Consider the following 25,712-nt stretch of genomic DNA (forward strand, 5'->3'; position numbering starts at 1 on the left):
CTCCAGCACGGTCGGCTGCAGTTTGCCCTGGCGCTGCTCGCAGAATACCCAAACGCCGGAAAAATCGGCGAGGTTGGTGTTATTGAAATCAGCCATTTTTGTTTCTCCTTTCGATTAAATGATGTGCTTCTTCAGAAGCTCGCTGACCAGCTCTTCACAGGTCGCCTTGTCAGCACCCTCAAGCATTTTGCCCTGGCCTTTCTGGGGAGGCGTGAAAGACTTGAAGATGTTGGTCGGAGAACCCTTGAGTCCGATCGTCGCGGGATCGATCAGCGGATCGTTCTTGAGCGCTTCATAATCGAAAACATTGACCGGCTTGTCATAGCAGCCCATGATGCCCTTGATGGACATATAACGGGGCGCGTTGAGCTCCTTGATGCAGGTGAGCAGGCAGGGAGTCTTGGCCTGGATGGTCATGTAGCCGTCCTCGAGCATACGCTTAACGGTGACGGTGTCGCCTTCTTTCTTGATATCGGCAGCATAGGAGATCTGGGGCAGGCCGAGCTTCTCCGCGATCTGCGAGCCGACCTGGGCGGTATCGCCGTCGATCGCCTGACGGCCGCAGAATACGATATCGTCGTCTTCAAGGCCGATTTTCTTGATGGCCGCGGCAAGGATCTGGGACGTAGCAAAGGTATCGGAACCGCCAAACTCGCGGGCGGAAACCAGCACGCCTTCATCGGCGCCCATCGCGCACAGTTCGCGCAGCATCCCCTGCGCCGGCGGGGGGCCCATGGTGACGACGACGACCTTGCAGCCGGTCGCATCCTTGAGGGCCAGAGCCGCTTCTACAGCGTTCTTATCGTCAGGGTTGATGATCGTAGCCATAGAAGCACGATCGAGCGTGCCGTCCGGCTTAACTGCGACCTTACCGGAGGTGTCCGGAACCTGCTTTACACAAACAATTGCTTTCATGTTCTGTTTTCCTCCTATTCTTACTTTCCGAGAATGTTGCCGGAGATAACGACGCGCTGGATCTCGCTCGTTCCCTCGTAGATCTCGGTGATCTTGGCATCGCGCATCATGCGCTCAACCGGGTAATCCTTGGTGTAGCCGTAGCCGCCGTGCAGCTGGACCGCCTGCGTGGTGATCTTCATGCAGGTCTCGGACGCGAACAGCTTGGCAGTCGCAGCATCCAGCGTAAAGCGCGCGCCCTCGGTCTTCAGCATCGCGGCCTTATAGGTCAGCAGGCGGGCAGCCTCGATGGCAACGTGCATATCGGCAAATACAAACTGGGTATTCTGGAACTTGGAGATCGGGCGGCCGAACTGCTCACGGGTCTTGGTGAAGTTCATGGCCTCTTCCATCGCGCCCTCGGCAATGCCGAGCGCCTGCGCGGCGATACCGATACGGCCGCCGTCGAGCGTCTGCATGGCGATCGGGAAACCGCGGCCTTCCTTGCCCAGCAGGTTCTCCTTGGGAACGATGCAGTCGGTGAACACGATCTCCGCCGTGGGCGAACCGTGCAGGCCGAGCTTTTCCTCATGCTTGCCCACCGAGAAGCCCGGGAACGAGCTCTCTACGATGAACGCGGAAATGCCCTTGGTGCCCTTGGACTTGTCGGTCATCGCGAAGACAACGAACACGTCGGCCACATAGCCGTTGGTAATAAAGATCTTGGAGCCGTTGAGCACATAGTGGTCGCCGTCAAGCTCGGCAACGCAGGTGCCCTTGGCCGCGTCGGAACCGGCGTCCGGCTCGGTCAGCGCAAACGCACCCACCTTATGTCCCTCGGTCAGCATGCGCAGATACTTGGCTTTCTGCTCCTCCGTGCCGTGCTGAATGATCGGGCCGCAGCACAGGCCGTTGTGGGTGGCCACGATGTCACCCGTTGAAGCGCACTGCTTGGACAGCTCCTCGATCGCGATCGCGCCGGACAGATCGTCCGCACCAGCTCCGCCGTACTGCTCGGGAACGATCATGCCCATGACGCCGAGATCAAACAGCTTCTCGATGTTCTCACGGGGATACTCGCAGGTCTTATCAGTCTCGGCAGCGATGGGCTTGACTTCGTTTTCGGTGAAGTCGCGCATCATCTGGCGAACCAATTCCTGCTCACGGGTCAGATGGAAATCCATGTTCAAGTCTCCTTTTGATTTAAATGTATATCTTGCCGATGCCAGCCCGAAAACCGGCTTCCTGCCACTGTTGAGAGGGGCGCTTCCGCGTCCGCGTGCACGCGCACATACATAAAGAAAGTCCGCCAACGGCCTTGGTGGGCCGCCGGAGGAGCTTGTCTCCTGTGCCTGCCACTCCGAAAGCCAGCCCGGATCGGTACACCAGATCGGCTGGGTATTTCTGTGGTTTTGTTAAAGTTATGTTTTGCGCACATTTTAGTTAAGTTTTGTTTTTTTCGTACTTCAATATACCACACACGGCACCCGTTCGTCAACCGTCAGAATGACCGGAAAGCAATAAGAAATAGGAAATTTCTCAAACCTTTTTTGGTGGTTTTGCCGTGCAGCACCGATACCGTTGCAATAATGCCCAAACGGCGCGGACAATTCTGGTCAAATTGCCCGAACGCCCTCATTCCTGACAGTGAAAAAGACCGCCGGAATCTTTCCGACGGCCCTCGATAGCGCTACACTGTTCAAGCGTTCCGCACACCCAGATATTCTTCCAGACACAAGCCCTGTTCCCGAATCTCCCGCGCCGCTTCTTTGCCAACGAAGCGGTAATGCCACGGCTCATAAATAATGCCGGTCACATCGCTTTTATCGGTCGGGTAGCGCAGGATAAATCCGTATTCCCAGCTGTGCTCGATCAGCCATTGCTGTACGTGCGTGCGCTCCTGCGCCTCATCGAGCAATTGGTAAGCAACGTCCACAATATCGACCGCGAGCCCCAATTGGTGCTCGCTCGTGCCGGGCACAGCAACCGCCTTGGCGGCTTCCGTTTCGGCTTGCTCCTGTGTATAGCCTTCGGCGAGCAATCTGCCAATTTTGTTTTGAAACAGCTCTTCCTGCTTTTGCTGTGAGCGGTAGGACGAGCAGATCAGCGGTTCTAATCCGGCCGCACGGCAATCGTCCATCATCTGCTGCAAATCCGGATAGCAGCTTTTGTCCACGGCTTGTCCGTTTTTCAGCTCCACCAGGTCGGCCTCGTAATCCTCCGGAAGCGGGTTCCACGGATTGACCAGGATGATTTCCGGTTTATCTGCGGTATCCGGTGCGGATACCGCAGCGCCGTCCGCCACCGCATTGGGATCGTGCGACACGGTGAAGCCGCCGGGCTGTCCCAAAAACCGCCCTCCAAAAACAAGCGCCAGCGCGGCAAGCGATGCGCACAAAGCACACACGGCAAACCGTCTATGGCGACGGCGGCGTACACGCGCCGCGCGCAGATGAGAAACATGATAATCCGACATGGGTCAGGACCCCTTTCCTAAGTTCTGACCCCATTATAGGAAAGGGATTCCGCCAAACAGCCAGCTTTCGGCATCAAAACGGCATCATCCGTTAAATAATATATGATTGTCCGCCAATGTCAGAGTAAGCGGCAGAGAAATACGGCTCTGCTCGTCCGTCAGCACCAGCGCAAAGCGGAACATCTCGCTCCCCTCCATGACCTGTTCATCCGAAAATGTCCATGAAAAACCATAATACTCCGCAAGCATTTCAGCCACGTCGAAAGAGCGCTTTGTAAGTCGTTCAGATACCACCATCGTCTTGCCGCCATCCATATCGACCGCCGCCGCTCCATCCTCATATTCCATATATCGAAACGCAAGCACCATGCCGGTTTCATCGTCGATCGCCATCATCAGTTCTGCCGTATCGTTCCCCAGCACACAGTTCCATATAATGCCCGAAAGCGATGGATCGTCACCCGAAATCACCAGAAAACTGTCAGTCCCCAGTTTCCAATCCTTAATAGCCGAGATCAGACCGTTCTCTTCTAAAAGCGCGGCAAATTTCTCGGCGTACTCCTCCACATTTTCCTCTTTGAGACGCACGCCGGTCTGCAGCGGCACTTTCGTATAACTGTCCGAGGCCAGCCGCAGCTTATCCATCAGGTTTGTTTTTCCTTGAGAATCCAAACGGACGCTGTCCGCCTCGTGCCGGTCGATCCTTTCCGCCTGCCGGCGGTCTTCGACCGCGCCTGTCAGCCCCGGCATGAAAAAACCGGTTGTGACGAGCAGGGCGGTCAGCGCGAACGCAATGATTGTGCTTTTTATTTTCATACCCGTCCTCCCCGGAGCTCCACGGTCACGCAGGTACCATTTCCAACCCGGCTGTCCACGCTGATCGAACCGCTGTGCAGTGCGGCAATCTCACTGCACAGCGTCAGCCCCAGCCCCGCGCCGCCCTGCGCGCGGGCGCGTGATTTATCCACGCGGTAAAACGCCTCTGTCAGGTGTTCAAGCGCTTCAGGCGGGATGCCGCGCCCATTGTCCAGCACACGGATGCGGCAGCCATCCGGCAGCATCTCGGAGACCACCACAATATTGCCGCCCCGATCGAGCGCTTTCCGGGCATTGTCCAGCAGGTTCACCAAAAGAGACTTGAACAGATCGGGTTCGAGCAAACACGAACCCTCTTCGCACCGATGCTGCAAACGGATGCCCCGCTCCAGATATACCGGCTGCAGATGCTCGATCAAATTCACAATGATCTGCCGCGGGCTCGCCGGCGCCAGAGCAACCTCAGTCCGCCCCAGCACAAGAATATCCAGTAGCTTGCGCGAGAGGCTTTCCAGCCGTTTGCCCTCGGAAAACACATAATTTGCCGCGTCGGCCTGCTCTTCAGGCGCAAGCGACTGGCTGCGGATCAGGTCGGCATAGCCAATGATCGAGGTCATCGGCGTTTTCATCTCGTGGGCAAAGCTGCCCATAAACCGCTCCTGCCGCTCCACCGCGGCGGTCAGCTCGGAAACGTTGGCCTCCAGCGTGCGCGCCATGTGGTTGAAGTCCGAGGCGAGCGCACCGACCTCGTCATGCGACCGCACCCGCGCGCGGTAGGCGAGGTTTCCTGACGCGATCTCGCGCGACGCGTTCGACAGGCGTGACAGCGGCTGCGTCAAAATCCATGAAATACTGTAGGACAGAAGCGCGCACAGCACGAGCATGACGAAAAACACCTTTTGATAAGCGGTCTGCTGCAAGTCCCGCGCCGCATAAACCGAAGAAATATCGTGCGCCAGATCGAGAACCATCGTCTTATCGTCCGCCGCAAACGAACCAGAGAGCTGCAAATACCGTCCGCCGTCCCCATCCTGCATATGGGCGACTAGGCAATAGGACGGCTCAATACGGCCGGACATATCCTGAAACCGGTCCGCCACCGCGCCCGACTGGTACAGCATTTTGCTCCCGTCTGTCAGGCGCAGCGCCGCCCATACCGACGAGCGCTGCGCGGCGAGCTGGCCGAGCGTTTCCGCAATATCACCGTAGCCCGCCTGCGTCTGGTTTACGACCTGCAGGGTGCTCAGCACAGTCTGGTAGGTGCGGTATGCGCTTTCCGTCTCCCGCTCGAGCGAGCCGCGAAACGACAGCGAAAGCAGCAGACTGCCGCCCACGCCGAACACCAACGACATCAGGCACAGCATACACAGCGTCATTTTGACCCGAAATTTCATATCACACCTCTAGCCGGTACCCCACTTTATTCACCGCACGAAGCTGTCCCTCCCAGCCGACCTTTTTGCGCAGGCGCTGCACGTGCAGATCGACCGTCTTGCTGCCATAGGTATATTCGCCGCCCCAGACGCGCTCGTAAATGGTCTCACGGTACAGCGCGGTGTTCGGGTTTCGCGCGAACAGCAAAAGCAGCTCGTATTCCTTATGCGTCAGCGGGATATCGTCGTTTCCGCGCCGCACGCGCATCGAGCGCGTATCGATCGTCAGCCCGCCGACCGTGAGCGTTTCGTCCGTCTTCTGATACCGCCGCAGCACCACATCGACGCGCGCAAGCAACTCGATCACCTCGAACGGCTTGCTGATATAGTCCTCCGCGCCCATGCGCAGGCCCCGCACGCGGTCGTCCACCGAGTTTTTCGCCGTGATGAAAATAACCGGAATTTCAAGCGGCCGAATATACTCCATCAGCTCAAAACCATCCACGCGCGGCAGCATCACGTCGAGCAGCACAAGGTCGTACCGGTTGTTTTCCAACAGGTCGGCCGCCTCCATGCCGTCGAACGCGCACGTGCAGGAATACCCCGCCCTGGTCAGACTGAGCCGGATCAGGTTGGAGATCGGCTGTTCGTCCTCTACGATCAAAATTTTAATCAATGCGATCCCTCCCAATCTCAATTTACCTCATAACGGCATCAAAACGGCATACTTCTTATTCATTGTACCTTGTATTGACGCGCGGTACAAGATGTCCAGAAAGGCAATGACTGGAAACCCGCAAAAAAACCGCCTGTCCCCTTGGGCAGGCGGTTTTTTATCATTTTTCTGTTATGCTTCTTCAGGCACTCGAACCAGTTCTACCCGGTGCTGCTTTAAAACCGATTCCCATTCCTCGTCCGGGCAAAAATCGCTTACTAGACAGTCCAGCTGAGACAAGTCCGCCAGCTTGGGAAAGCCGAGCTTGCCGAATTTGGAGCTGTCGCACAGCAATACGATCTCCTGCGCCGATCCAAACATCGCTTTTTTGACGTTGCTTTCCGATTCCACCGCATCAAACACACCGAACTGTCTTGAAATGCCAAAACAAGAGAAAAACATGCGATCCGCGTAAAACGTGTCGCGGATCAGCCGTTCTGCATTTTCCCCCACATAGGATAAATTGCTGCGGCGCAGCGCTCCGCCGGTGCAGATCGTGCGGATTTGCTCACATTCGCAAAGCTCCATCACCACACGCTCCGCATTCGTGATGACAGTCAGGTTTGGGCATTGCCTGAGGTGCCGCGCGACAAAGAGCGAGGTCGTGCTTCCGTCTATAAAAACGGTCTCCCCAGGGCGCACCATTTCTGCCGCGCGGCGCGCGATCCGGTCCTTCACGGCGGCGTTCTGCACTTCCCGTTCGGCGACGACCGCCGGCGCATCCGGTGCGGCAATGGAAAGCACCGCGCCGCCATAGGTTCGCTTGGCGTGCCCCAGATCTTCGAGCATACGCAAGTCCTTCCGCACAGTGCCCGCGGAAACCTGAAAATACTCGCACAGCTCGCTGCAGCTAACACTGCGCCGCTCTTTCAGCAGCTCCAGCACATGCTGCAAGCGGTCGGCCGGCAAAATCACACTCCCCACCTCCTAAAACAACACGCAGGCGCACGTCCGGTTCACTTTTTTAGCGCAGTGGCAGCATCTGACCCTTACGGAACGATTCCAGGCAGCGGTACGCGGCTTCAGATACGGCCGTGCCATCGTACACGGTGATCTCAGGTTTTCTATTTCGCAGTACACAGTCCGCAAAGCCAATCATCTCGGCTACGTACGACTCATGCCATCGGCTGACAAAATCCTGATAGCCGGGACGGCAGTAACCATGTTCATTGAGCACCTCGAGCTGCGTGTCCGTTGAGACCGAGCCGATCCGCAGTGTCCCCTTGGTGCCGATGACCTCGGTTTCAAAGTGGAAGCCCTGCGCGGCCGCGCGGCCGGCAAACATGAACCCCATTGCCTCGCTTTCGCATTGCACGAGCGCCGCGATATTGTCGCCGTCGTGCAGTTCACGGTATAGGTCGTATTCGAACACACCGCCCACGCCCCACAGGTTTTTGATCTCCGAGCCAGTAAACCACCGGATCAGGTCGATATCATGCACGGTCATATCGAGGAAATTGCTGCCCGAATGCGGCGCGAATTTGAGCGCCTGCGCGATCATTGAAACACAGTCGTGCGTATAGGAACGCACCAGAATGATCTTCCCGATTTCACCCGCGTCAATGCGCCGTTTGGCCTCAACATAATTTTTATCAAACCGGCGGTTGAACCCCAGCTGGAAAATCAGTTCAGGATGCGCCTCAACAGTCTTTTCCGCTTCTTTACACTGTTCGACCGTGGTACCCAGCGGTTTTTCGCAAAACACATGCTTACCATAGCGCATAGCGGCGCTGATCTGCTCCGCATGCAGCGCGGACGGCGTGATGACCGCAACTGCATCCAGCTCTGGATCCCGGCACATGGATTCAAAATTCGTATAGGTTTTAGAAACGCCCAGCTCTTCCGAAACCTTGCCCAGCAGCGTCTCATCCACATCGCAAATGGCGCGCAGCTCGACGTTTGTCACCTCACGCGCCATATTGCACGCATGCTCATAGCCCAGCCGACCCAAGCCTGCTGTACCGATCTTCAGTTTTTTCATATGCAATCCATCCTTTTCAGCGTTTCTTCCGACCGTTTAGCCAAGCCCCAACTCCCGCATCGCCGCGCGATCCCTTTTTGCCGCGGGCAGCGGACAGCCGGGCTTTGCGGGATAGCAGTCGTGCTCAATAATCAGCCATCCGCTGTACTGCGCGTCCTCCAGCTCCTTCCGGAACGCCTCAAAGTTGATCATGCCTTCGCCCGGGCCACAGAAGATGCCCTCGCCCGACGCCTGCACCGGCGTTATGTTTTCCCGGAGCATCTTTTCGCGGACAACCGGGTTGCAGTCTTTGATATGCAGGAACGGGATGCGATCCCGCCACTTCCGGTAAAACGCGACCGGGTCTCCGCCGCAGCAGACATGGTGGCCGGTGTCTAGGCAGAGCGGCACGCCGGTGTCGTTCAGAAACCGTTCGATCTGTTCTTCGGTCTCGATCGTCAGCCAGTTTTCTGGGTCTTGCAGATAGGTCTTGTCAGTCAGGTGCGGGTGCATCACGCAGGTCACGCCGTAACTCTCTTTGGCGTATTCATAGATCTTCTGGCAACCGTCGCAGTAGGCGGCCCAGTCCGCTTTCGCGATAACTTCGGGCAACAGCACGATATGCCGCGCGTCCTGAAAGCTGAGCAGCAGCCTACACATATCGTCCACGGTCTTGAGCGAGGCGGACAGCTTTTCCGCGTTCACCGGCTCGACCGGCAGCGTAGCCGAGGCTAAATCAAGGCCGCGCTTTTCCAGTTCGGGATGCAACGTTTCAATGGCGTTGGGGAAAAAGCCCCACGGCCCCAGCTCGATGCCCTCAAAGCCGGCTTCCGCCATTTCGTCCAGCACCTTTGCCCAGTGCATCTGCTTTTCATCCTGCACGAAAATCACGCCCCAGGAATCGGGCGCAACGCCCACACGGGTCTTCCGCATACGGTTATCTCCTTTCTTCGGCATATCATGAGGCATACTGATCCACGTTGTCCACCGTGACAGACTCAAACGGCACCAGCACTTCCTTGCCCACGTTTTCCCCGTTCAGCAGCTTGGTTGCGACCTCATAGGCGGCCTCAGCCTGCCCGGGCGCGTTCTGCAGGATGGTCTGCACCATTTCGCCCGCCTGGATGGCCGCATAAGCTTCTTTCAGACCGTCAATGCCGGTCACCTGCACGCCATCCAGCCGGTTCGCGCCCTTGAGCGCCTCGACCGCGCCCAGCGCCATCGAATCGTTTGCGGCGACGATCGCGTCAAACTGCGGGTATTTCTGAATCCAGTCTTCGGTATACTGCATGCCCTTTGCCATTTCATAGTTGCCGTCGAGTTCTGCCAAAATTTCAATGTCGCTGCGCCCTGCTTCGTTGAGCGCGTCCAGGAAACCATCGTGCCGCTCGACCGAATGCTGCGCGCCCGATGTGCCCGCCAGATACAGCACCTTGGCGTTTTGCGGTAGGCTTTCGGCCATGAATTCGCCCTGCATGTGCCCGGCCTCATAATCGCGCGAGCCTACGTAGATGTAATCTCCGTCATTGGCTTTAACGCCCGCGAGCACGACCGGGATACCCGCCTCATTGGCCGATTTAACCGCCGGAACGACCGCGTCCGAATCGATCGGGTTGATGATCAGCACGTCCACGCCCGCGGCGATAAAGGTGTCGGCGTCGCCGAGCTGCTTGGTCGAGTCGCCCATCGCGTCCGCGCATTGAAGCTCAAACGACGCGCCTTCGTTCTTGACCTTTTCTTCCAGCGCGTCCTTGCGGATGGCACAGAACGTGTCCGCGTCGTTCGCGTTGCAGTAGGCCACCACGTGCTTTTCCGCGGCCGCGGGTTCCTGCGCGCCACCCGGTTCTTCCGTGCTCACCCCGGGCGCAGCGGGATCTCCGCCGCAGCCGGCCAGTATGCACAGCAGCAGCATACCCGCCAATGTTGTCGCTCCGAAACGTTTGCTTGTTGCCATAATGTTCTCCTCCTTCATGGTTTCCGTTCTTTTATTGCAAAGCGCAGAACGCCCAGCATACGGTAAGGTTCATCTCGCCTTGGCGGCGGCCCGTTTTGTGACCACGTCGACAATAACCGCGATCAGAATGATTAGGCCCTTGACGATCTGCTGCCAGTAGGCGCTGATGCCCAACAGGTTCTGTGAGTTGTTGATGATGCCGACGATGATTGCGCCAATGAGCGTGCCCGTGACCGTGCCCGAGCCGCCCGCGAGCGACGTGCCGCCAACCACGCAGGCCGTGATCGCGTCGAACTCGTAAGCTACGCCCGCCGAAGGCTGCGCCGTGCCCATGCGGGACATAAACAGCACGCCCGCGATGGCGGCCATCATGCCGTCAAGCAGAAAGGCCTTCCGCACCACGTTTTTGGACTTGATGCCCGAAGCCTCCGCCGCGCTGCTATTGCCGCCGACGGCGAATAGGTGCCTGCCAAAGGTGGTCTTGTTTAAAATGACCCAGCAAACAGCGAACAGCACCGCCAGAATGATGACCGAGATCGGCACCAGGCCGACGTAGCCCTGCCCGATCACCTTATACGGCTCCGCCATGCCAGAAACCGGCTTACCGCCGGTCACCAGCAGCGCCGTGCCGCGCGCAACAGTCGTCACTGCCAGTGTCATGATGAACGCCGGGATATCAAATTTGGTGATAATATAGCCGTTCACCGCACCGATCGCCGCGCCCAGTGCGAGCGCCGCCAGAATAGACAGCACAAGCGCGAGCCCCACGCCTATCGAGTCCTGCGCCGCGACCATCACCATACAAGACACACAGCCAATCAGCGCGATCTCCGAACCCAGCGCGACGTTGATATGCCCCAAAATGATGACAAATTCCACACCGAAGCCTAAAATGGTGACAACGGCGATCTGCCGCAGGATATTGGTCAGGTTCTGCCGCGCGAAAAAGCCCGGGACAAACAGACTAACCACTACAAAGATGATCGCCAGCAAAAAGAACATGCCGTATTTGCCGTAAAACGTGCCGAAGTTGAACGTCCCTTTTCTTGCCGCATTACCCCTGCGCATCGCGTTCCGCCCCTTTCATCGCCAGCGTCATGATTTTTTCCTGCGTTGCCTCACTCCGGTCCAGTTCTCCGCTAATCTCTCCCTCCCGCATGACAATGATGCGGTCGCTCATACCAAGGATCTCGGGTAGCTCGGAGGAGATCATAATAATTGCCATGCCCTGCCGCACAAACTGGCACATCAGTTTATGAATCTCGCTTTTTGCGCCAACGTCGATGCCGCGCGTCGGCTCGTCCAAAATCATCACCTTGACGCTGCCAACCAGCCATTTCGCCAGCACGACCTTTTGCTGGTTACCGCCCGACAATGTCGCCACCGGCGCCCGCTGTCCGGCCACCTTGATTTTCAGCAAGTCAATCATCTCCCCGGTCGCCCGGTCGATCTGCTTGTCGTCTACAAAGCCGCGGCGTGAAAACATGCCGAGGTTTGCGAGCGATATGTTATCGCGCACGCTGCGGCCGAGCACCAGGCCATAGCCTTTCCTGTCCTCGCTCACCATCGCGATCCCGACCCGGACCGCGTCCGCCGTATGCCGGATGTGGACGGGTTGCCCGTCCAGCAGGATTTCGCCCTCGCTCAACGGATCCAAACCGAAGATCGCCCGCATGACCTCGCTGCGGCCTGCGCCGACCAATCCCGAAAACCCCACGATCTCCCCCGCGCGGATCTGGAAGCTCACATCCCGGAAACGCCCGCCGTCCCGTTTGTGCTGTGTCAGATGGCGTACCTCGAGCCGCACCTCCCCGGCCGGGATGTCAGCCTCCTTCGGGAATATATCGGTGATCTCACGCCCCACCATGCGGCTGATGACGCGGGTTACATCGTAGTTCTCGACCGGCCCGGATTCAACCAGCCTGCCGTCCCGCAGAATGGTAATCTCATCCGCGATGCGGAACAGCTCGTCCATCTTATGTGTGATATAGATGATGGCAACACCCTGCTCCCGCAGCGAGCAGATCTGACGAAACAGCACCTCGATTTCGGCCTCGGAGATGGCAGAGGTGGGCTCGTCCATAATGATGAGCGACGCGTTCATCGAGATCGCGTGTGCAATCTCGATTTGCTGGTGCCCGGCGATGGACAACTCTTTCATCTTCTGGTGCGCGTCATATGGCATATCGAGCCGTTTAAGCAACACCTGCGTATCCCGATACAGCTTATTGAAGTTGACAAAGCCCCTCTTTTTCGGCTCCCTGCCAAGATAAATGTTCTCAGCGATCGTCATTTCCATCACCGGGTTTAATTCCTGGTAAATCATCGCAATGCCCATCCGTATCGTATCGAAAACGGTGTGCCGGCCCACCGGCTTTCCTCGAAAAAGGATTTCACCAGCATCCGCGGTATACGTGCTGTTGATGATCTTCATTAGTGTGGATTTCCCCGCGCCGTTTTCCCCGCAAATCACGTGCACCTTGCCCGCCTCGATCTGCAGGGAAACGCCGTCCAGGGCGCGCACGCCCGGAAAAGACTTTCCGATTCCGCGCATTTCCAACAGATACTCCTTCGGTGATGCCATATGCCGCTTCCCTCCTGTCCGTTCATTCATGCGCCTTTAGGGTTCGGGGGTCTGCCGGTCTCTGCCGGTCTTTCCCTTTTGTTGCTTCGAGCATACAGAAATCCCCGCCCGGGCGACAGTAAAACATTGCGGAGTTTTCTGTGTTTGCCGGATATCCCTTCTCCTCTGCCAAGAAACGCAAACCGCTTTCCGTGCAAAAGCGCCAAGCGAGGCGCGCTTATTTTACGAATGTTGCCTAAAAAAGCGGAGTGGATTGCGCGGTTGTATCGTCTTTGTCCTATATATTTTCAAGCGGGCTGGTTCAGCAGGCTAATCTTGCGGTTTGTCCGTAGCAGACCGCAAGAAGGCGCAAAAAAAGCGCCGCGGCATAGGCGCCGCGGCGTAAAACCCCTTTAAATATTGGAAAGCAAGCGGTACTGGGACTGGTATAGGCACTGCTGAGACAGCACACGGTACTGCGTTGGGCTCATTCCTGCGTATTTATAAAAGAGCTTATTCAAATGGCAGGAGTCCGTAAAGCCCGTATCAATGGCGATATCGGTGATGCTTTTGCGGGTATAGGTCAGCATTGATTGCGCTTCCCCAATCCGGCGGCGAATGACATACTGGATGAGCGAATATCCGGTTTCCCGCTTGAATAGATGAGAAAGATGGTACTCGCTGATATGGAATAATCCAGCCAGCCGTGCCAGTGAAATATCGTCCGAATAGTTTTGATCCAGGTAGACCAGCACTTCATGCACCAGCGAATGGTGCTTCTGCGCTGGCTGTGCGTGTTCGCGCATTTGAAAGACCAAGTCGAGCAGTGCGCTTGCCATCGATTGGCAGGCGTTCTCGGAATACAAGCTTTTTCTGGTCTGGCAGGTGTATATCATATCGGCCAGCGCATAAAGCTGATGGAATTCCTCCGCACCGCGAAACAGTGGGTCGGCATCCGAAGGAATAATCCAGTTTTCCGGCAGATCGCCGGTTTCCAGTCCTGTGATACCGATGCAGTACGACTGATAAGGAATCCCACGGTCGAAAGTTTCTTCGTGTATCCAGCCGCTGTTCCCGATCAGCACGTCGCCCGGCTGCGTATGGTAGGACAATGTATTTAGAAAAAAGCGTACCGCGCCCTGATAAATTAGATAAATCTCCAGAATGCTTTTGTGCATATGCAGAAAATGCGTTTCCTGATCGTGTGCGTTGTGATCAACATACAGCAGGGTCGGGGTCCGTCTCTTATTGCTTGCAGTCGGAAAATCCATTGCTACACCTCCTTCAGCTTAGATTATCAACCGCTTCCGTCCGATTTGAACACGTACATCCAACAATCCATAGAAAAGAGGGGCAAACACGCTGTGCGGGATAGCTATTGCATTTTCTATTATAGTAAAAAAAGCCTAGATGTCGCGCAAGGAAATCCTTGTTGTGTTTTATGTGTTTATGTTTTTCATAACGCCTCAAAAATCGCGTTTTTTTACAGAAAACCCCGTTTCTCCCTTCCTCTTCCTAATCAGGATTTCTTTTTTCATTGCCAAGCCAAATATGAGTTTCTTTTTTTCGACATTTTTCGTTTTTTTCAAACAAATCGCAAGATATTCCATTTATTCATTTCCCATGTTGCCGTTTTCTTCTGTTTTCACAAAATGCGAAAGAAAGCCGCAGGCAAACTGCCTGCGGCTTTCTACTCTATATTCTCTCTTAATAAAGTGCTCTCTCTTATGCGGCGATTTTGCTGCTGTTTACGCTGAGTAGTTCGATTGCGGCCTGCGCATTGCTGATGCCATAAAATATCACGCCGTCCACACGATCCTGATTGTTCGTGCTCTGGCGGTCGTTATTCGGATGGCAGGTGCGCCAGCGCATCTGCTTGCGGATATCTTCAAACAGGCTGCTGCCGAGCACCAGACAATCCTGACTGGCCATGTCGCTGACGAGGCGGTAATCATCGATAGCGGACAGCTCCATGGAAAACAGCGATTTGTCTTTCATCATGAGGATTGCGCGCTGGTCGGTGATGAAATATTTTTGCTTCATGATCGCACGACGCTCCCACAGGGGAGAAATGATAATCATCGCACCGAGAATCACTACCGCGCCGACAAAGCCCATGCTCCATTCATCGTTGCGGCTGCAATAGGTCACCAGAAGCGCGCCAAGCAGCGCAATCGTGATGAGCCAGTTTCGCAGGATGCGGAACTTAAACCCGTTTTCCATAAGCGGAAACGCAACCGGTTGGCTTTGCCACAGGATGCTTTCGTCTTCCCGCAAGTATTCTTTTAATGCTTTCTCCATAAATACACACTCCCTATTTGGTTTGTCACAGAATCTCTTTCTGATGTACTCATTATACGTCAAATCCCCGTTAGGCCGCTGTTAAAGACCCGGCTGCACGCGTTAAACGCCTGACAAGAACCCAAAATACGCCGTTCAGATTTTGCTAAACATTTTAACGCGCTCTTAGCACGCCTTTCCGCGTGTTTTCTGCTATAATGGATGCAGCCAAATGTTCTATGACAAGGAGGTTGCCCCTTTGCAAACAAAAAAGCCTCATGAAAAGTTGTTTCCCTTTTCCACCCGCGACCTGCTGATCACGGTTGGTATCCTGTTCTGCGCGGTTGAAGTCTGCGTGCTGCTGCGTATGGCTGACAGCACAGACGGCTTTGCCTCTCCGATCTTCGTACTGGCCGTGCTGCTGATCTCCCGCTTGACCAACGGTTATCTTTTCGGGTTTATCGCGGCGGTCTTCAGCGTCATCGGCATCAATTATATCTTTACCTATCCGTACTTTGAGTTCAACTTCACCATTTCCGGTTATCCGTTGACCTTTCTGACCATGCTTGGCGTGTCCCTCATCACCTGTGCGATGACCACCAAGCTCAAACAGCAGGAACGCCTGCGCGCGGAGACCGAAAAGGAGAAAATGCGTGCAAACCTGCTGCGCTCGGTCTCTCACGACATCCGTACGCCGCTGACCTCAATCATCGGCGCGACCTCGGCCATCTTGGAAACCCCCGACCTCCCTCCCGAAACACAGCGGGAACTGCTTGAGGACACACGGGACGAGGCACAGTGGCTAATCCGGGTCGTGGAGAATTTGCTGTCCATCACCCGCATCGGCGACGCGCGCGCACAGATCTCCAAACAATCCGAAGCCGCAGAGGAGATCTTGGGGGAAGCCGTGCGTAAATTCCGCAAGCGCTTCCCGCGCGTGGCGGTCTCTGTCGAGGCGCCCGATGAATTGCTGCTTGTGCCAATGGATGCCACGCTGATCGAACAGGTGCTGTCAAACCTTTTGGAAAATGCTGTATTACACGGTGAAACCACCACGCACATCCTGCTTTCCGTGAAAAAACACGGGGCGTTTGCAAAATTCTCCGTTCAGGACGACGGCAGGGGCATTCCCTCCAAGGAGCTGCCTAATCTGTTCAGCGGCACGCTGCGGCGCAGCGAAACGTCATCCGGCGACGGAAAACGCAACATGGGGCTGGGGCTTTCGGTCTGTCAAGCCATCGTGCGCGCGCACGATGGCACCATGGAGGCCAAAAATTTGGAAAACGGCGCTGAATTCATTTTTTATCTACCATTCTCCGAGGAGGCATCCGCATGAACATCCGTGAAAAGGTCCTGATCGTAGAGGATGAAAAAAGTATCTCCCATTTCATTTCCACGATCTTAAATTCCAACGGTTATGAGACCCTGCAAGCACATACCGGCGCTGAAGCCCTGAGCATGATCTCTTCCCACTGCCCCGACCTTGTCATCCTCGACCTCGGCCTGCCCGATATGGACGGCCTCGAGGTGCTGAACAGCCTGCGCGGATGGTCCAGCCTGCCGGTCGTGGTGGTGTCCGCCCGCTCGTATGAGCACGACAAGGTCGGCGCGCTCGATCTGGGTGCGGACGACTATCTCACCAAGCCGTTCGGCACCGCCGAGCTACTCGCGCGCGTGCGCACAGCCATCCGCCACACACGCACCGCGTCGGGCAACGACGAGATCGCCCAGCGCGGCACCTATACCGTGGGCGACCTGACTATCGACTATAACAAGCATCAGGTGCTGATGCGGGGTGAAAACGTCCATTTGACGCAAAGCGAGTTCCGCATCGTCGCGCTGTTGGGCAAATACGCCGGCAAGGTGCTCACCTATGATTTTCTCATCAAGGAGTTGTGGGGCCCTCGTGCGGGCGGTGACAACCAGATCCTCCGTGTCAACATGGCCAATATTCGGAGAAAAATCGAACAGAACCCCGCCGAACCGGAATACCTGTTCACCGAAGTCGGCGTCGGCTACCGACTCGCCGAAAGTGACGAGGCTGGGGCAAAGCGATAGTAAAACGCAAAGCGCCTTTCCTTTTGGAAAGGCGCTTTGTCAAGCAAAGAGAGAGAAAAAGGGGGTTATTGGCTGATGGTCTGCCGCAGCGCGTCAACCGAGGTTGCGACGCCAGCCTCGACGGACATGGTCAGATCCTCCATTTCAAGCGATACGTCGCCGTGATAGCCCATCATGCTGAGGACAGAGAAAAACTCTTTCCACCACTTAAGATCCTGCCCGCAGCCGACCGCGACATAGTTCCACGAACGCGCGGCGCACTCTGTAACGGGTTTTGGCTCGAGCAGCGTGTTGATATCGGCCACGCCGCGCTCGACGCGCGCGTCCTTGCCGTGCACATGGTAGATGCAGCCCCGGAGCGCCCGCGCCGCCGCGATCGGGTCGGCGCCCATGACGATCAGGTGCGACGGGTCCAGGTTCATGCCGATCATCGGGCCGACTGCCTCGCGCAGCCGCAGCAGGGACTCCACGTTGTAGACCATCATGCAGGGGAATTCCTCAATGGCGACTTGCTCCACGCCGCACTTTTCGCAGTGTGCGGCAAAATCTTTCCACCACGCGATGGTCGTCTTCCATTGGTATTCTACCGCCGGAGCCATATAATCGGGCCATGAAACAGTCGATACGATCCAGTTGGGCGTCGTGTCATGTTCATTGCCCGCCGGCAGCCCGGACATTGCTACCAGCTTTTTAACGCCCAGCTTGCCCGCGAGCGTCGCGCAGTCATACATGGATTCTGAGTACGTTTTTCCGGTCTCGTTCGGCCAGAGCGGGTTGCACGAGGTGTTGAGCGCCGCGATACGCATGGAGCGCTTCTCCAGCTCGGCCTTGTAAGCGGCCAGTTTGTTTTCATCGGCCAGCAGTTCGGCTGTCGGGCAGTGCTTGCGCGCCCCCCAGCCGCCCGCCGTCATTTCCACCGCGTCAATGCCGTAGGACTTGACCTTATCGAGCATATCCGTGTAGGATAGGTCGGCAAATACGTCGGTGCAGATTGCCAGTTGCATAGTGCTTTACCTCCTTTATTTCTGATAAAAAGCCGGCATCGGATCGTATTTGACCGGCACGATAGTCTGCGTGTCGCGCGCTTTGGAAGCCGCGGCCGCAGCCACCTGCCCCGCGTATCCATCCCACGCGGTCGGGCCGTCCACGCGGCCGGCCTTGGTTGCGTCAATCCATTCCTGGAACTCCGTGTCGTACGCCTCGGCAAAGCGGGTCGACCAGTCCGAATCGATCTCATGGCCGATATTTGCGCACGCGCAGACATTGATGGTCGGCGATTCGGGCAGATTGAGGATACCGTCCTCACAGACGACCTCGCACTTGATCTGATAGCAGTGGCCGGTTGTCACAAACGCCTCGACGTCGATGCGTACGCCGGACTTGGTTGTCAGGATCATGACCTGCGGATCCTGCAGGTTTTCGCCCGCGCGGCGGCATTTCTTTCCGTAGCGTACCTCGGCGGTCGCATAGTCCTCGCCGAGCAGCCAGCGTAGCACGTCTATCTCATGGATCATGGAGTTTTCAACCTCCATGGGCGTGTCATAGTCGAGCGGCACGGAGGGGTTGCGGTGCGCACAGTGTAGCAGCAGCGGTTCACCGTACTTTTTGGACGCGATGGCCTCCTTCAGCTGGCGGTAGCCCGTGTCATAACGGCGCATGAAGCCGACCTGCACAAGATGCCTGCCCGAAGCCATTTCCGCCTCGACGATCTTTTTACAAGTTTCCGCCTCAGGAGCGAGCGGCTTTTCGCAGAACACCGGCTTGCCCGCCGCGATGGCGGCCAGCACGTACTGCGCGTGGAACGGGTCGAGCGTGGTGACGATGACCGCGTCCACGTCGGGCGCGGCGATCATTTCTTCGCCCGTTGCGTAGGGCTTGATGCCGTATTTTTCCGCGACCGACTTGCAGAAATCGAGGTTTGCGTCAGCGCAGGCAATCACCTTTGCACCGGACAGCTTGCTGTTGATGCGCTCGATATGCGTCCGGCCAATCGCGCCCGTGCCCACAATGCCGATTTTTAGTTCATTTCCCATTTTGAGTTCCTCCTTTTATATTGGGGCGGGGCGAAAGCCCCGCCCCTTCGCCTACGGATTTACCGGCTCAGCCCGCGTAGTCCGCGGCGTTGTCCTCGATGACCGACTGGAACGGAACAAGGACTTCCTACTCCACGTCCTCACCCGCCATCAGCTTCTGTATTACGCCGTAAGCCGCTTCTGCCTGGCCGGGCGCGTCCTGCAGGATGGTCTGCACCATTTCGCGCGGAAACACCTTGACGACGTCCCGCATTTCCAGCACATGCTCTGGATTTGTCTTAGCTTCTCCTCCTTTTCTCTCCTCAAGCTCACTACGAGCACGTGCTCGTAGTGCTGTAAAAAAATATTTGCAAACGGATTTGCAAATATTTCTTTTCCTAAAACAGGCTTTCTTTCACTAATATCTTAATCTCGGTAAAAGTCCGCTCGCGCTCCGCCTTTTTTCCAAACACCAGATAATCCATGATGATCTGGATCGGCAGTTCCCCCTGCCGCTGCAGCTCGCTTGCTAACGTACAATCGATCACATCTTCCGAAATCAGGTTTAGAATCTGCGGATAATCTTCAAAGGAAATCACCTTGACGTGCTGCCACCGGCCGCTTTCCTTAAGCGCGCGGCCCACTTCATATGCGCCGCCGCAGGTGATGTAGATTCCCTGCAGATCGGGGTATTTTCGCAAGACTTCTACGGTTCTTTCATATGTGATACGGGGATCCTCAAAGCTTTCGATATATTCGACGATCTGGATTTCAGGATACATCTTTTTTAAAAACCCGCTGAAGCCCTGTTCCCGTACACTGACATAATAGTTGTTGTTCTCCGAATCGATTGTGCTGGAGATCACAGCCACCTTTCCTTTACCGCCTACGAACTGGCCCATCAGCCGGCCGGCCACCCGGCTGGCGCGGACGCTGTCCATGCCGACAAAGCAGCTTCGTTTCGTGCCGTCGATATCGGAATTCATGGTGACTACCGGTATGCCGGCGTCGACCGCATGGTCGATCGCCGCGCGCACGCGGTTGGAGTTGATCGGGCTGAGCACGATCGCATCCACTTTTTCTTCCACCATACGTTCCAAAATCTCTTTTTGCCCCTGCGCCTCCTGAAAGGTAGTGACATGGTATTCCACATCGATATTGAATCCGACCTGGTTTTTCACGCCCTGTTCAATTCCCTCTTTTAGAAAAGGAAGCGCGTCTACATCAACAAGCACCGCGGCGATCTTATACTGCTTGCCCTGTTTCTGCAAGACCCGGCCCGCCGGATTGGGCGTATATCCAACTTCCCTGATAATCTGCTGGATTCGCTGGCGAACATCGGCGCTGACACCTTCGCGGTTGTGGAGCACCTTGTCCACGGTCGCCCGATGCACGCCCGCCATTTCTGCGATTTCTTTAATCGTTACTTTCATGCTGCCACACCCCCGGTTTTCTATGTGGTTCTATTATAGCAGCTTGCCCGTTTAATCTCAATTCGACAATCCACGAGCACGTGCTCGTTTCTTATTTATGGCTTTATTATGTTCTGGATGCGGCAGTTTGTCAACGTTATTTTCCGCCAGCTTCCAAACTTTGTATAAGCTGTCATGCTCAAATCCATCCGGTTTGTTGAAAGCGCTTAAAAAAACGAGGGCCAAGACTCAAAAGTCCTGACCCTCGTTTCTTGATTTGCATTACAACTATGTTCGTGTAATGTCTACTTTTGTGAAGTAGAACTGCTTATACACGCACCCATGTAGTCGGCGTTACTCTGGTCAATGTCGACAAGCAAACTATCACACTCTTGTCGCCCACGGTGAGTCTATAAGTGATCTTATCGTCAAAGAGGTACACGGCCACGATGAAGATATTGACCAGCATGCGCCGATATTTTTCATCGTTGGCGTCGCCTTTCTTCAAGGCGGTAAGGAAGAATAGAATATCCTGCTCGAATAGAGGGATTTGGCCTTGCTGTTCGAAGGCAATTTGTTTTTCAAGGTTCTGCTTTTGGGCGGCACGTTTTCGAGCGATATGCGGGCAAGGATGTGCTGATATTCGACGAATTCCGCTCGCAGTTTCGCATATCGGATATGCTCAACTATCTCGACGGCTACCCGATCATGTTGCCGTACCGATATGCCGATAAACAGGCTTGCTATACCAAGGTCTACTTGATTTCCAACATCTCACCGGAAAGCCAGTACCGCAACATCCAGTGGAATGAGCCCGCAACATGGCAAGCGTTCACGCGGCGCATCCACCGCGTGGAATACCTCGGCGCGCCTGACGACCGCAATTTTATCGAATTGAATGATACGGACATACAATGCCTATTTTAGCAACAGCAAAGCCGCCGATCACTCGGCGGCTTTTATCATGCATCCTCCGGCACAATAATTGCGCCGTTGTCCCGCTCGTACGCTTCCAGATACGACAACAGTACATGCTCGATAAAGTTCGTCATGCTGCGGTGCTCTTTCTGCGCCAAAGCGTTCACCTTGTCGAACACTTCGTCGCCGATGCGCAGGGTAAAAACACGCTTATAAGTTGCCATGCAACGCCCTCTTTTCCATGCTTTTAATAAGCATAACATTTCTAATTATGCTTGTATGCAGTCTAATAGATGCTATAAGATGTCACTCTGACATTGCACAGTATGGGAAAATATGCTATACTGTTCGAAACGGACCGCAAGGCCAAAAAGGAGTGGGTAAATTTGAGTAAATGGAAACGTGCGGGGGCATGGCTGCTGGCGGCGGCGCTGGTTGTGGGGACGCTGCCTGCGGCGGGCGCGGCGGTGACAAGTGACAATGCAAAAAGCTACTTAAAGGCAATTGACTCTAACCCGGGCGCAAATTCTTATTTGGTCGATTTCGATGGGGACGGCTCTGACGAGCTGCTGCTTGTATGGCGCAGCTATCCGGAGGGCGCTTCGTATCAATCGTTTACCGGCGGATATGCTGTTTGGCAGGGCAGCAAAAAGCTTGTCCAAGTCGACGATATGACCCAACAGTACTGGCAAGGCCAATCCGAGAAGGTCCGCAACGGGCTCGGCATAACGAGTTGTTTTATCGCGGAAAAGGAAAATCGGCTGTATTTCGTTGAAGACATTGGAGAAATGGATTGTGGAACCCGTACTAAAACCTATACCGTACGAAATGGCCAATGGATCCTCGTGGATACCATGTACGACGCCATGTGGGCGTTTGCCGGAATCGATTCCAGCAGCATAAACGGACAGGATGTCGATCAAGCCACCTTTCAAAACGCCTATGCCGCATATCAAAGCAAGCAAGAACTGACAGACCGCACCAGTAACAACAATTTTAAACCGCACAGCGTCAAAGAACAGCTCGCAAACGCCGTCGACACCTCGGTTTTCGGCTATGAGGACGTGCTTTCCAGCCTGTCGGAAAGCGAGAAAAAAGCGCTGTTTGAGGATCTGCTGTTTCCATTCGCCGGTTATGATATTGATTACCGCACCGCTACCGATCAGCAGATTGCACAGGTGATGAACGCTGTGTGGTATGACCACAATAAATATTATTCTGGATGGGAAACAAAGTTCACCTTAGATTTACCCAATTATGATGTGGGTATTCCAAAAGATCTTCTGGACCCTCTTACAAATTCCCTATTTGGCAGAACCTTAAATCTTGATAAATTAGCGAGAAAAACGCTGCCCTCCACGGATGATACAAACAATTTTTGTTATTCCTACCAAAATGCTCTTTGCTTTCATGCATACTTTGGCATGGGTAGCTTCCCGGGCTATATTAAAGTAATTCCTGAGCACTTTTATAACTTGGGAAATCAATTTTATTATGCCGTCTATACTGAAAAATGGCTCTATGATGACACCGGCGTAGACCATATTGATAACTTCAGCTTTGTTATCAAGAAAAATGCCGATAACTCCTATCGTTTGGTCCGCATCTACCCCGCGTACTACACCCCCACCGCCGCCGAGCTAGCCACGTTCGTCCAGCCGAGCAGCTGGGCTAAGGCCGAGGTCGAAAAAGCGCAGGCCGCGAACCTCGTGCCGGAATTAACCGGAGCCCCCGGCTGGCAGGACAGCGCCACGCGCCTGCAGTTCGCTGAGCTGATCGTGCAGTTCGTCGAGCAGGCGACCGGCAAAACCCTCACCGCCGCGCCGTCCGGCACGTTCTCGGACACCAATTCCGAAGCCGTTTTGAAAGCCCACGCGGCGGGCATCGTAAACGGTACGTCGGATACGGCATTCAGCCCCTATGACCCGCTGACCCGTCAGGAACTCGCCACCATGCTCTGGCGCGCGATCTCCTATGTGCAGACCGAAACCGGCAAAACCGCGCTCGCAGCCGGCGGCTCACTCTCCGGCTACACGGACGCGGGCAAGGTCTCCGCGTGGGCTAAGGACGCGGTTTCCGCCCTTGCACAAAACGGCATCATGAAGGGCACGAGCGGCACGACACTCTCCCCCGCTTCTTCCTGCACGGTGGAGCAGTCGGTGCTACTGGTCTACCGCACATTCCAGAAACTGCAGTAACAAAGAGCGGCCAAGGCTTAAAACCTTGACCGCTCTTTCTTGTTGGTATCACAGCCACACCGTTACGGCGAACCCGCCGTTAAAATAATAGGTGTTCGTGTAATATCCTTGTGTGTCATTAGGTCAAAATAGATGCAGAGGATATCTGCTTTAGGGAGAAAACCAGTCTAAAGTAGAGTTTAAAAAAACCGTCAGATTTTTCTTTCATGTTAAATTCCTTACTCACATCTGTATATCTTTTTCCTTTAAGGTTGAAATTTGACTATCGCCTACTCTGCCATTTGGAATATTAAGAGCACTCACTACAGTTGAAATTACAGAATATAAACCTCTTCTTCTGCAAACCAGCCATTTGATATCGCGGTTCTTTTCACGGCCTCAGTATTCTCTGTGTAGGCTAAAACTGCTAAGCTTTTTTGAGCGCGTGTACAAGCAACGTAGAAAAGCCGGGTGGTTCGCATAATTCCTGTATCCTTGCCTTCTTGCTCATTTTTTATGTCGGTATCGCTCTTGGGAGTTGCCCCAAACAGCTTTTCGTAACTGAAAAGAAAGACACGAGCTTCGGTATCATCCATAATGACCATAACTCGCGGAAATTCAAGCCCCTTAATTCCCTGATGAGTAGCAAACCGAGTGTTATCGGAAACATATGCCGAATATCGCTCTAATTCATCAAAGGTTACTGATAAAGCTTTCCTCAAGGCAGTTGTCTTGGCATTTTCGCCCTCTACGAACTCAGAAAGAATATCTGTTACGCGACTATCCAACTTGAACAGGTTGGATTTCTCTACGGATTTTAATATGTCCAAGCAGCAAGGGGGGCTATCGTTTTTCCACAGTTCCATCAAGGATTCAACAGCTTTTTCAGTATGTTGGATCAAATCAGACTGATTATCGCCCTTTTCTGCAAAAGCTTGTTTGTTAAGCAATGGAGAATGTTTGCGAACAATCCTTGAAACCTGAAAATCATCTCCAGCCCGGTAGGCCTTTCTTAAGGGGGATATTATATTGGAAAGGAAGGACAATTCTGAAATTGATCCTTCACGTAACGATGTATCAAAAACGCCCGACTCATTTAATGGAGCATACAAGCCATAGAAACCAAAGCGACTGGCTGCCATATGATGTTCCAATATTAGGCTCTTGTATTCGGATTCGTTCTCCCACTCAAAATCCCTTGCTTCTTTAGCCATAATTGTGGCGACCCTTTGCTCTATTTCCTCTTTGTTCGCAAATGATGTAGTTATGAATAGGCGCACTGTGCCTTCTTCCGCATCGGATCGGGCTCGCTGTTGCTGCCCATCAACCGTCTTTCGTATAGTATTAGCAAGCTTTACTATGCGTGTGGCACTTCGATGGTTCATAACCTTTTCCGGACGCGCCCAATTAGCGGGGATACAGTTTGCCAAGTTATCCTTGCCATCTAAGTAGATTTTCTGCATAGTATCTCCGAACATACCGACAAGAAATTTGTCGGCATGCTGCTCACAAACAATAAACAAGGCGTCAACTAGTTCTTTCTTTGTATCCTGACTTTCATCAATCAGAAGTATTGGGTATTTTGCAATCAGAATTTCTTGCATTGTTCTTTCTGTGGCAATAAACTCCGAACCCATTTTTATCACTTCACTATGGTTCAAAGAGTCATAACCGACGTTTTCTCCGTTCGGATTATACGAAAAGCGTTTGACTGATGTTATTTTAGCAAGACGTTCGTTTTTCTGATTTAATTCTTTTGCCCTTTTATCAGCAGCTTTACCGCCGCGTCCATTGCGTTGCTTTTCTTCAAGTTCGATAATATCTGCTTTAGTCGATTTGATAACCCAATCTTTTATATCGGCCTGATAGCTTTTAATAAGTTCCCAAAGAAAGCTATGGATGGTGGAGACCGCAAAGATTGACTTGTATTGCAATCTTCTGGATATCTCGTCACAGGCCGCATTCCACTGTTATTTGCTCCGACAAACAAGGTGGTTTCTTTGCTGAAGTCTATGTGGCATTGCAGTAACTTGCGAAAATTTTGAATATGAATAGATGTGATTCTCATGTATATCTCCCTCCGCATAACTATAGCAATAACTAC

The 25,712-nt window shown here is 54.4% G+C and carries 26 protein-coding genes; 4 read left to right on the forward strand and 22 right to left on the reverse strand.

All coding sequences use genetic code 11. The annotated features are described in order from the left end of the window. Window positions 1-114: 114 nt before the first annotated feature. The 15 genes from acrB to SO058_RS08310 all read right to left on the reverse strand — a co-directional run bounded on the left by acrB (window position 115) and on the right by SO058_RS08310 (window position 15,052). Entirely contained in the window at window positions 115-915 is an 801-nt protein-coding gene (gene acrB, locus SO058_RS08240; RefSeq protein ID WP_320842516.1) for an acryloyl-CoA reductase electron transfer subunit gamma, read from the reverse strand. Between the two features lie 20 nt (window positions 916-935). Further along, entirely contained in the window at window positions 936-2,078 is a 1,143-nt protein-coding gene (locus tag SO058_RS08245) for an acyl-CoA dehydrogenase (protein ID WP_320842517.1), read from the reverse strand. A 515-nt stretch (window positions 2,079-2,593) separates the two neighbouring features. Next, window positions 2,594-3,370 carry a M15 family metallopeptidase gene (locus SO058_RS08250; protein WP_320842518.1) on the reverse strand — a complete coding sequence of 259 codons (777 nt, stop codon included), beginning with the start codon at window positions 3,368-3,370 and terminating at the stop codon, window positions 2,594-2,596. Window positions 3,371-3,454: 84 nt separating this feature from the next. Continuing rightward, window positions 3,455-4,186: a hypothetical protein gene (locus SO058_RS08255; RefSeq protein ID WP_320842519.1), complete on the reverse strand. Its 732-nt coding sequence runs from the start codon at window positions 4,184-4,186 to the stop codon at window positions 3,455-3,457. Beyond that, window positions 4,183-5,580 carry a sensor histidine kinase gene (locus SO058_RS08260; protein WP_320842520.1) on the reverse strand — a complete coding sequence of 466 codons (1,398 nt, stop codon included), beginning with the start codon at window positions 5,578-5,580 and terminating at the stop codon, window positions 4,183-4,185. The genes SO058_RS08255 and SO058_RS08260 overlap by 4 nt, the downstream gene beginning before the upstream one ends. Window position 5,581: 1 nt before the next feature. Then, window positions 5,582-6,235 carry a response regulator transcription factor gene (locus SO058_RS08265; RefSeq protein WP_320842521.1) on the reverse strand — a complete coding sequence of 218 codons (654 nt, stop codon included), beginning with the start codon at window positions 6,233-6,235 and terminating at the stop codon, window positions 5,582-5,584. A gap of 171 nt (window positions 6,236-6,406) precedes the next feature. Continuing rightward, the gene (locus SO058_RS08270; RefSeq protein WP_320842522.1) at window positions 6,407-7,189 is read right to left on the reverse strand and encodes a DeoR/GlpR family DNA-binding transcription regulator; all 783 of its coding nucleotides are present in this window, start codon (window positions 7,187-7,189) and stop codon (window positions 6,407-6,409) included. A 49-nt stretch (window positions 7,190-7,238) separates the two neighbouring features. Further along, window positions 7,239-8,255, reverse strand: coding sequence for a Gfo/Idh/MocA family oxidoreductase (locus SO058_RS08275; RefSeq protein ID WP_320842523.1), 1,017 nt, complete (start codon window positions 8,253-8,255; stop codon window positions 7,239-7,241). Window positions 8,256-8,291: 36 nt separating this feature from the next. Further along, window positions 8,292-9,167 carry a sugar phosphate isomerase/epimerase family protein gene (locus SO058_RS08280; RefSeq protein ID WP_320842524.1) on the reverse strand — a complete coding sequence of 292 codons (876 nt, stop codon included), beginning with the start codon at window positions 9,165-9,167 and terminating at the stop codon, window positions 8,292-8,294. Window positions 9,168-9,192: 25 nt separating this feature from the next. Continuing rightward, window positions 9,193-10,188, reverse strand: coding sequence for a sugar ABC transporter substrate-binding protein (locus SO058_RS08285; protein ID WP_320842525.1), 996 nt, complete (start codon window positions 10,186-10,188; stop codon window positions 9,193-9,195). Window positions 10,189-10,257: 69 nt separating this feature from the next. Further along, window positions 10,258-11,256 carry an ABC transporter permease gene (locus tag SO058_RS08290; RefSeq protein ID WP_320842526.1) on the reverse strand — a complete coding sequence of 333 codons (999 nt, stop codon included), beginning with the start codon at window positions 11,254-11,256 and terminating at the stop codon, window positions 10,258-10,260. Further along, complete coding sequence (locus tag SO058_RS08295) at window positions 11,243-12,772, reverse strand: sugar ABC transporter ATP-binding protein (RefSeq protein ID WP_320842527.1); 1,530 nt, start codon at window positions 12,770-12,772, stop codon at window positions 11,243-11,245. The genes SO058_RS08290 and SO058_RS08295 overlap by 14 nt, the downstream gene beginning before the upstream one ends. Window positions 12,773-13,164: 392 nt before the next feature. Next, complete coding sequence (locus SO058_RS08300) at window positions 13,165-14,022, reverse strand: AraC family transcriptional regulator (protein WP_320842528.1); 858 nt, start codon at window positions 14,020-14,022, stop codon at window positions 13,165-13,167. 195 nt (window positions 14,023-14,217) lie between these two features. Further along, complete coding sequence (locus SO058_RS08305) at window positions 14,218-14,361, reverse strand: hypothetical protein (RefSeq protein WP_320842529.1); 144 nt, start codon at window positions 14,359-14,361, stop codon at window positions 14,218-14,220. A gap of 115 nt (window positions 14,362-14,476) precedes the next feature. After that, a complete protein-coding gene (locus SO058_RS08310) occupies window positions 14,477-15,052 on the reverse strand; it encodes a hypothetical protein (protein ID WP_320842530.1) in 576 nt (191 codons plus the stop codon). A gap of 238 nt (window positions 15,053-15,290) precedes the next feature. On the opposite strand from SO058_RS08310, the gene SO058_RS08315 reads away from it, so the two are divergent. Both SO058_RS08315 and SO058_RS08320 read left to right on the forward strand, forming a co-directional pair. After that, a complete protein-coding gene (locus SO058_RS08315) occupies window positions 15,291-16,367 on the forward strand; it encodes a sensor histidine kinase (RefSeq protein WP_320842531.1) in 1,077 nt (358 codons plus the stop codon). Further along, window positions 16,364-17,089 (forward strand): response regulator transcription factor, encoded by a 726-nt coding sequence (locus SO058_RS08320; RefSeq protein ID WP_320842532.1) that lies wholly within the window; start codon window positions 16,364-16,366, stop codon window positions 17,087-17,089. The genes SO058_RS08315 and SO058_RS08320 overlap by 4 nt, the downstream gene beginning before the upstream one ends. Window positions 17,090-17,154: 65 nt before the next feature. Here SO058_RS08320 and SO058_RS08325 read toward each other — a convergent pair whose 3' ends face one another. From SO058_RS08325 to SO058_RS08340, 4 genes are all read right to left on the reverse strand, one after another. Then, window positions 17,155-18,093 carry a sugar phosphate isomerase/epimerase family protein gene (locus tag SO058_RS08325; RefSeq protein ID WP_320842533.1) on the reverse strand — a complete coding sequence of 313 codons (939 nt, stop codon included), beginning with the start codon at window positions 18,091-18,093 and terminating at the stop codon, window positions 17,155-17,157. A gap of 15 nt (window positions 18,094-18,108) precedes the next feature. After that, window positions 18,109-19,122, reverse strand: coding sequence for a Gfo/Idh/MocA family protein (locus SO058_RS08330; protein ID WP_320842534.1), 1,014 nt, complete (start codon window positions 19,120-19,122; stop codon window positions 18,109-18,111). Window positions 19,123-19,249: 127 nt separating this feature from the next. Next, window positions 19,250-19,375: a hypothetical protein gene (locus SO058_RS08335; protein ID WP_320842535.1), complete on the reverse strand. Its 126-nt coding sequence runs from the start codon at window positions 19,373-19,375 to the stop codon at window positions 19,250-19,252. Between the two features lie 124 nt (window positions 19,376-19,499). Beyond that, window positions 19,500-20,534 (reverse strand): LacI family DNA-binding transcriptional regulator, encoded by a 1,035-nt coding sequence (locus SO058_RS08340; protein WP_320842536.1) that lies wholly within the window; start codon window positions 20,532-20,534, stop codon window positions 19,500-19,502. Between the two features lie 612 nt (window positions 20,535-21,146). On the opposite strand from SO058_RS08340, the gene SO058_RS08345 reads away from it, so the two are divergent. Next, a complete protein-coding gene (locus tag SO058_RS08345; RefSeq protein WP_320842537.1) occupies window positions 21,147-21,440 on the forward strand; it encodes a hypothetical protein in 294 nt (97 codons plus the stop codon). A gap of 35 nt (window positions 21,441-21,475) precedes the next feature. On the opposite strand, the gene SO058_RS08350 is transcribed toward SO058_RS08345, so the two are convergent. After that, complete coding sequence (locus tag SO058_RS08350; protein WP_320842538.1) at window positions 21,476-21,655, reverse strand: ribbon-helix-helix protein, CopG family; 180 nt, start codon at window positions 21,653-21,655, stop codon at window positions 21,476-21,478. 162 nt (window positions 21,656-21,817) lie between these two features. Between SO058_RS08350 and SO058_RS08355 the strand changes: the two genes are divergently transcribed. Continuing rightward, window positions 21,818-23,629, forward strand: a complete 1,812-nt coding sequence (locus tag SO058_RS08355; RefSeq protein WP_320842539.1) for an S-layer homology domain-containing protein — start codon at window positions 21,818-21,820, stop codon at window positions 23,627-23,629. Between the two features lie 314 nt (window positions 23,630-23,943). Here the strand turns inward: SO058_RS08355 and SO058_RS08360 are convergent, their stop codons facing one another. Then, window positions 23,944-25,542 (reverse strand): UvrD-helicase domain-containing protein, encoded by a 1,599-nt coding sequence (locus SO058_RS08360; protein WP_320842540.1) that lies wholly within the window; start codon window positions 25,540-25,542, stop codon window positions 23,944-23,946. Next, window positions 25,461-25,694 carry an AAA family ATPase gene (locus tag SO058_RS11125; RefSeq protein ID WP_442872238.1) on the reverse strand — a complete coding sequence of 78 codons (234 nt, stop codon included), beginning with the start codon at window positions 25,692-25,694 and terminating at the stop codon, window positions 25,461-25,463. Before SO058_RS11125 ends, SO058_RS08360 begins: the two co-directional genes overlap by 82 nt. Window positions 25,695-25,712: the final 18 nt, after the last annotated feature.

This window comes from Agathobaculum sp., from assembly GCF_034098985.1.
Taxonomy (GTDB): Bacteria; Bacillota; Clostridia; order Oscillospirales; family Butyricicoccaceae; genus Agathobaculum.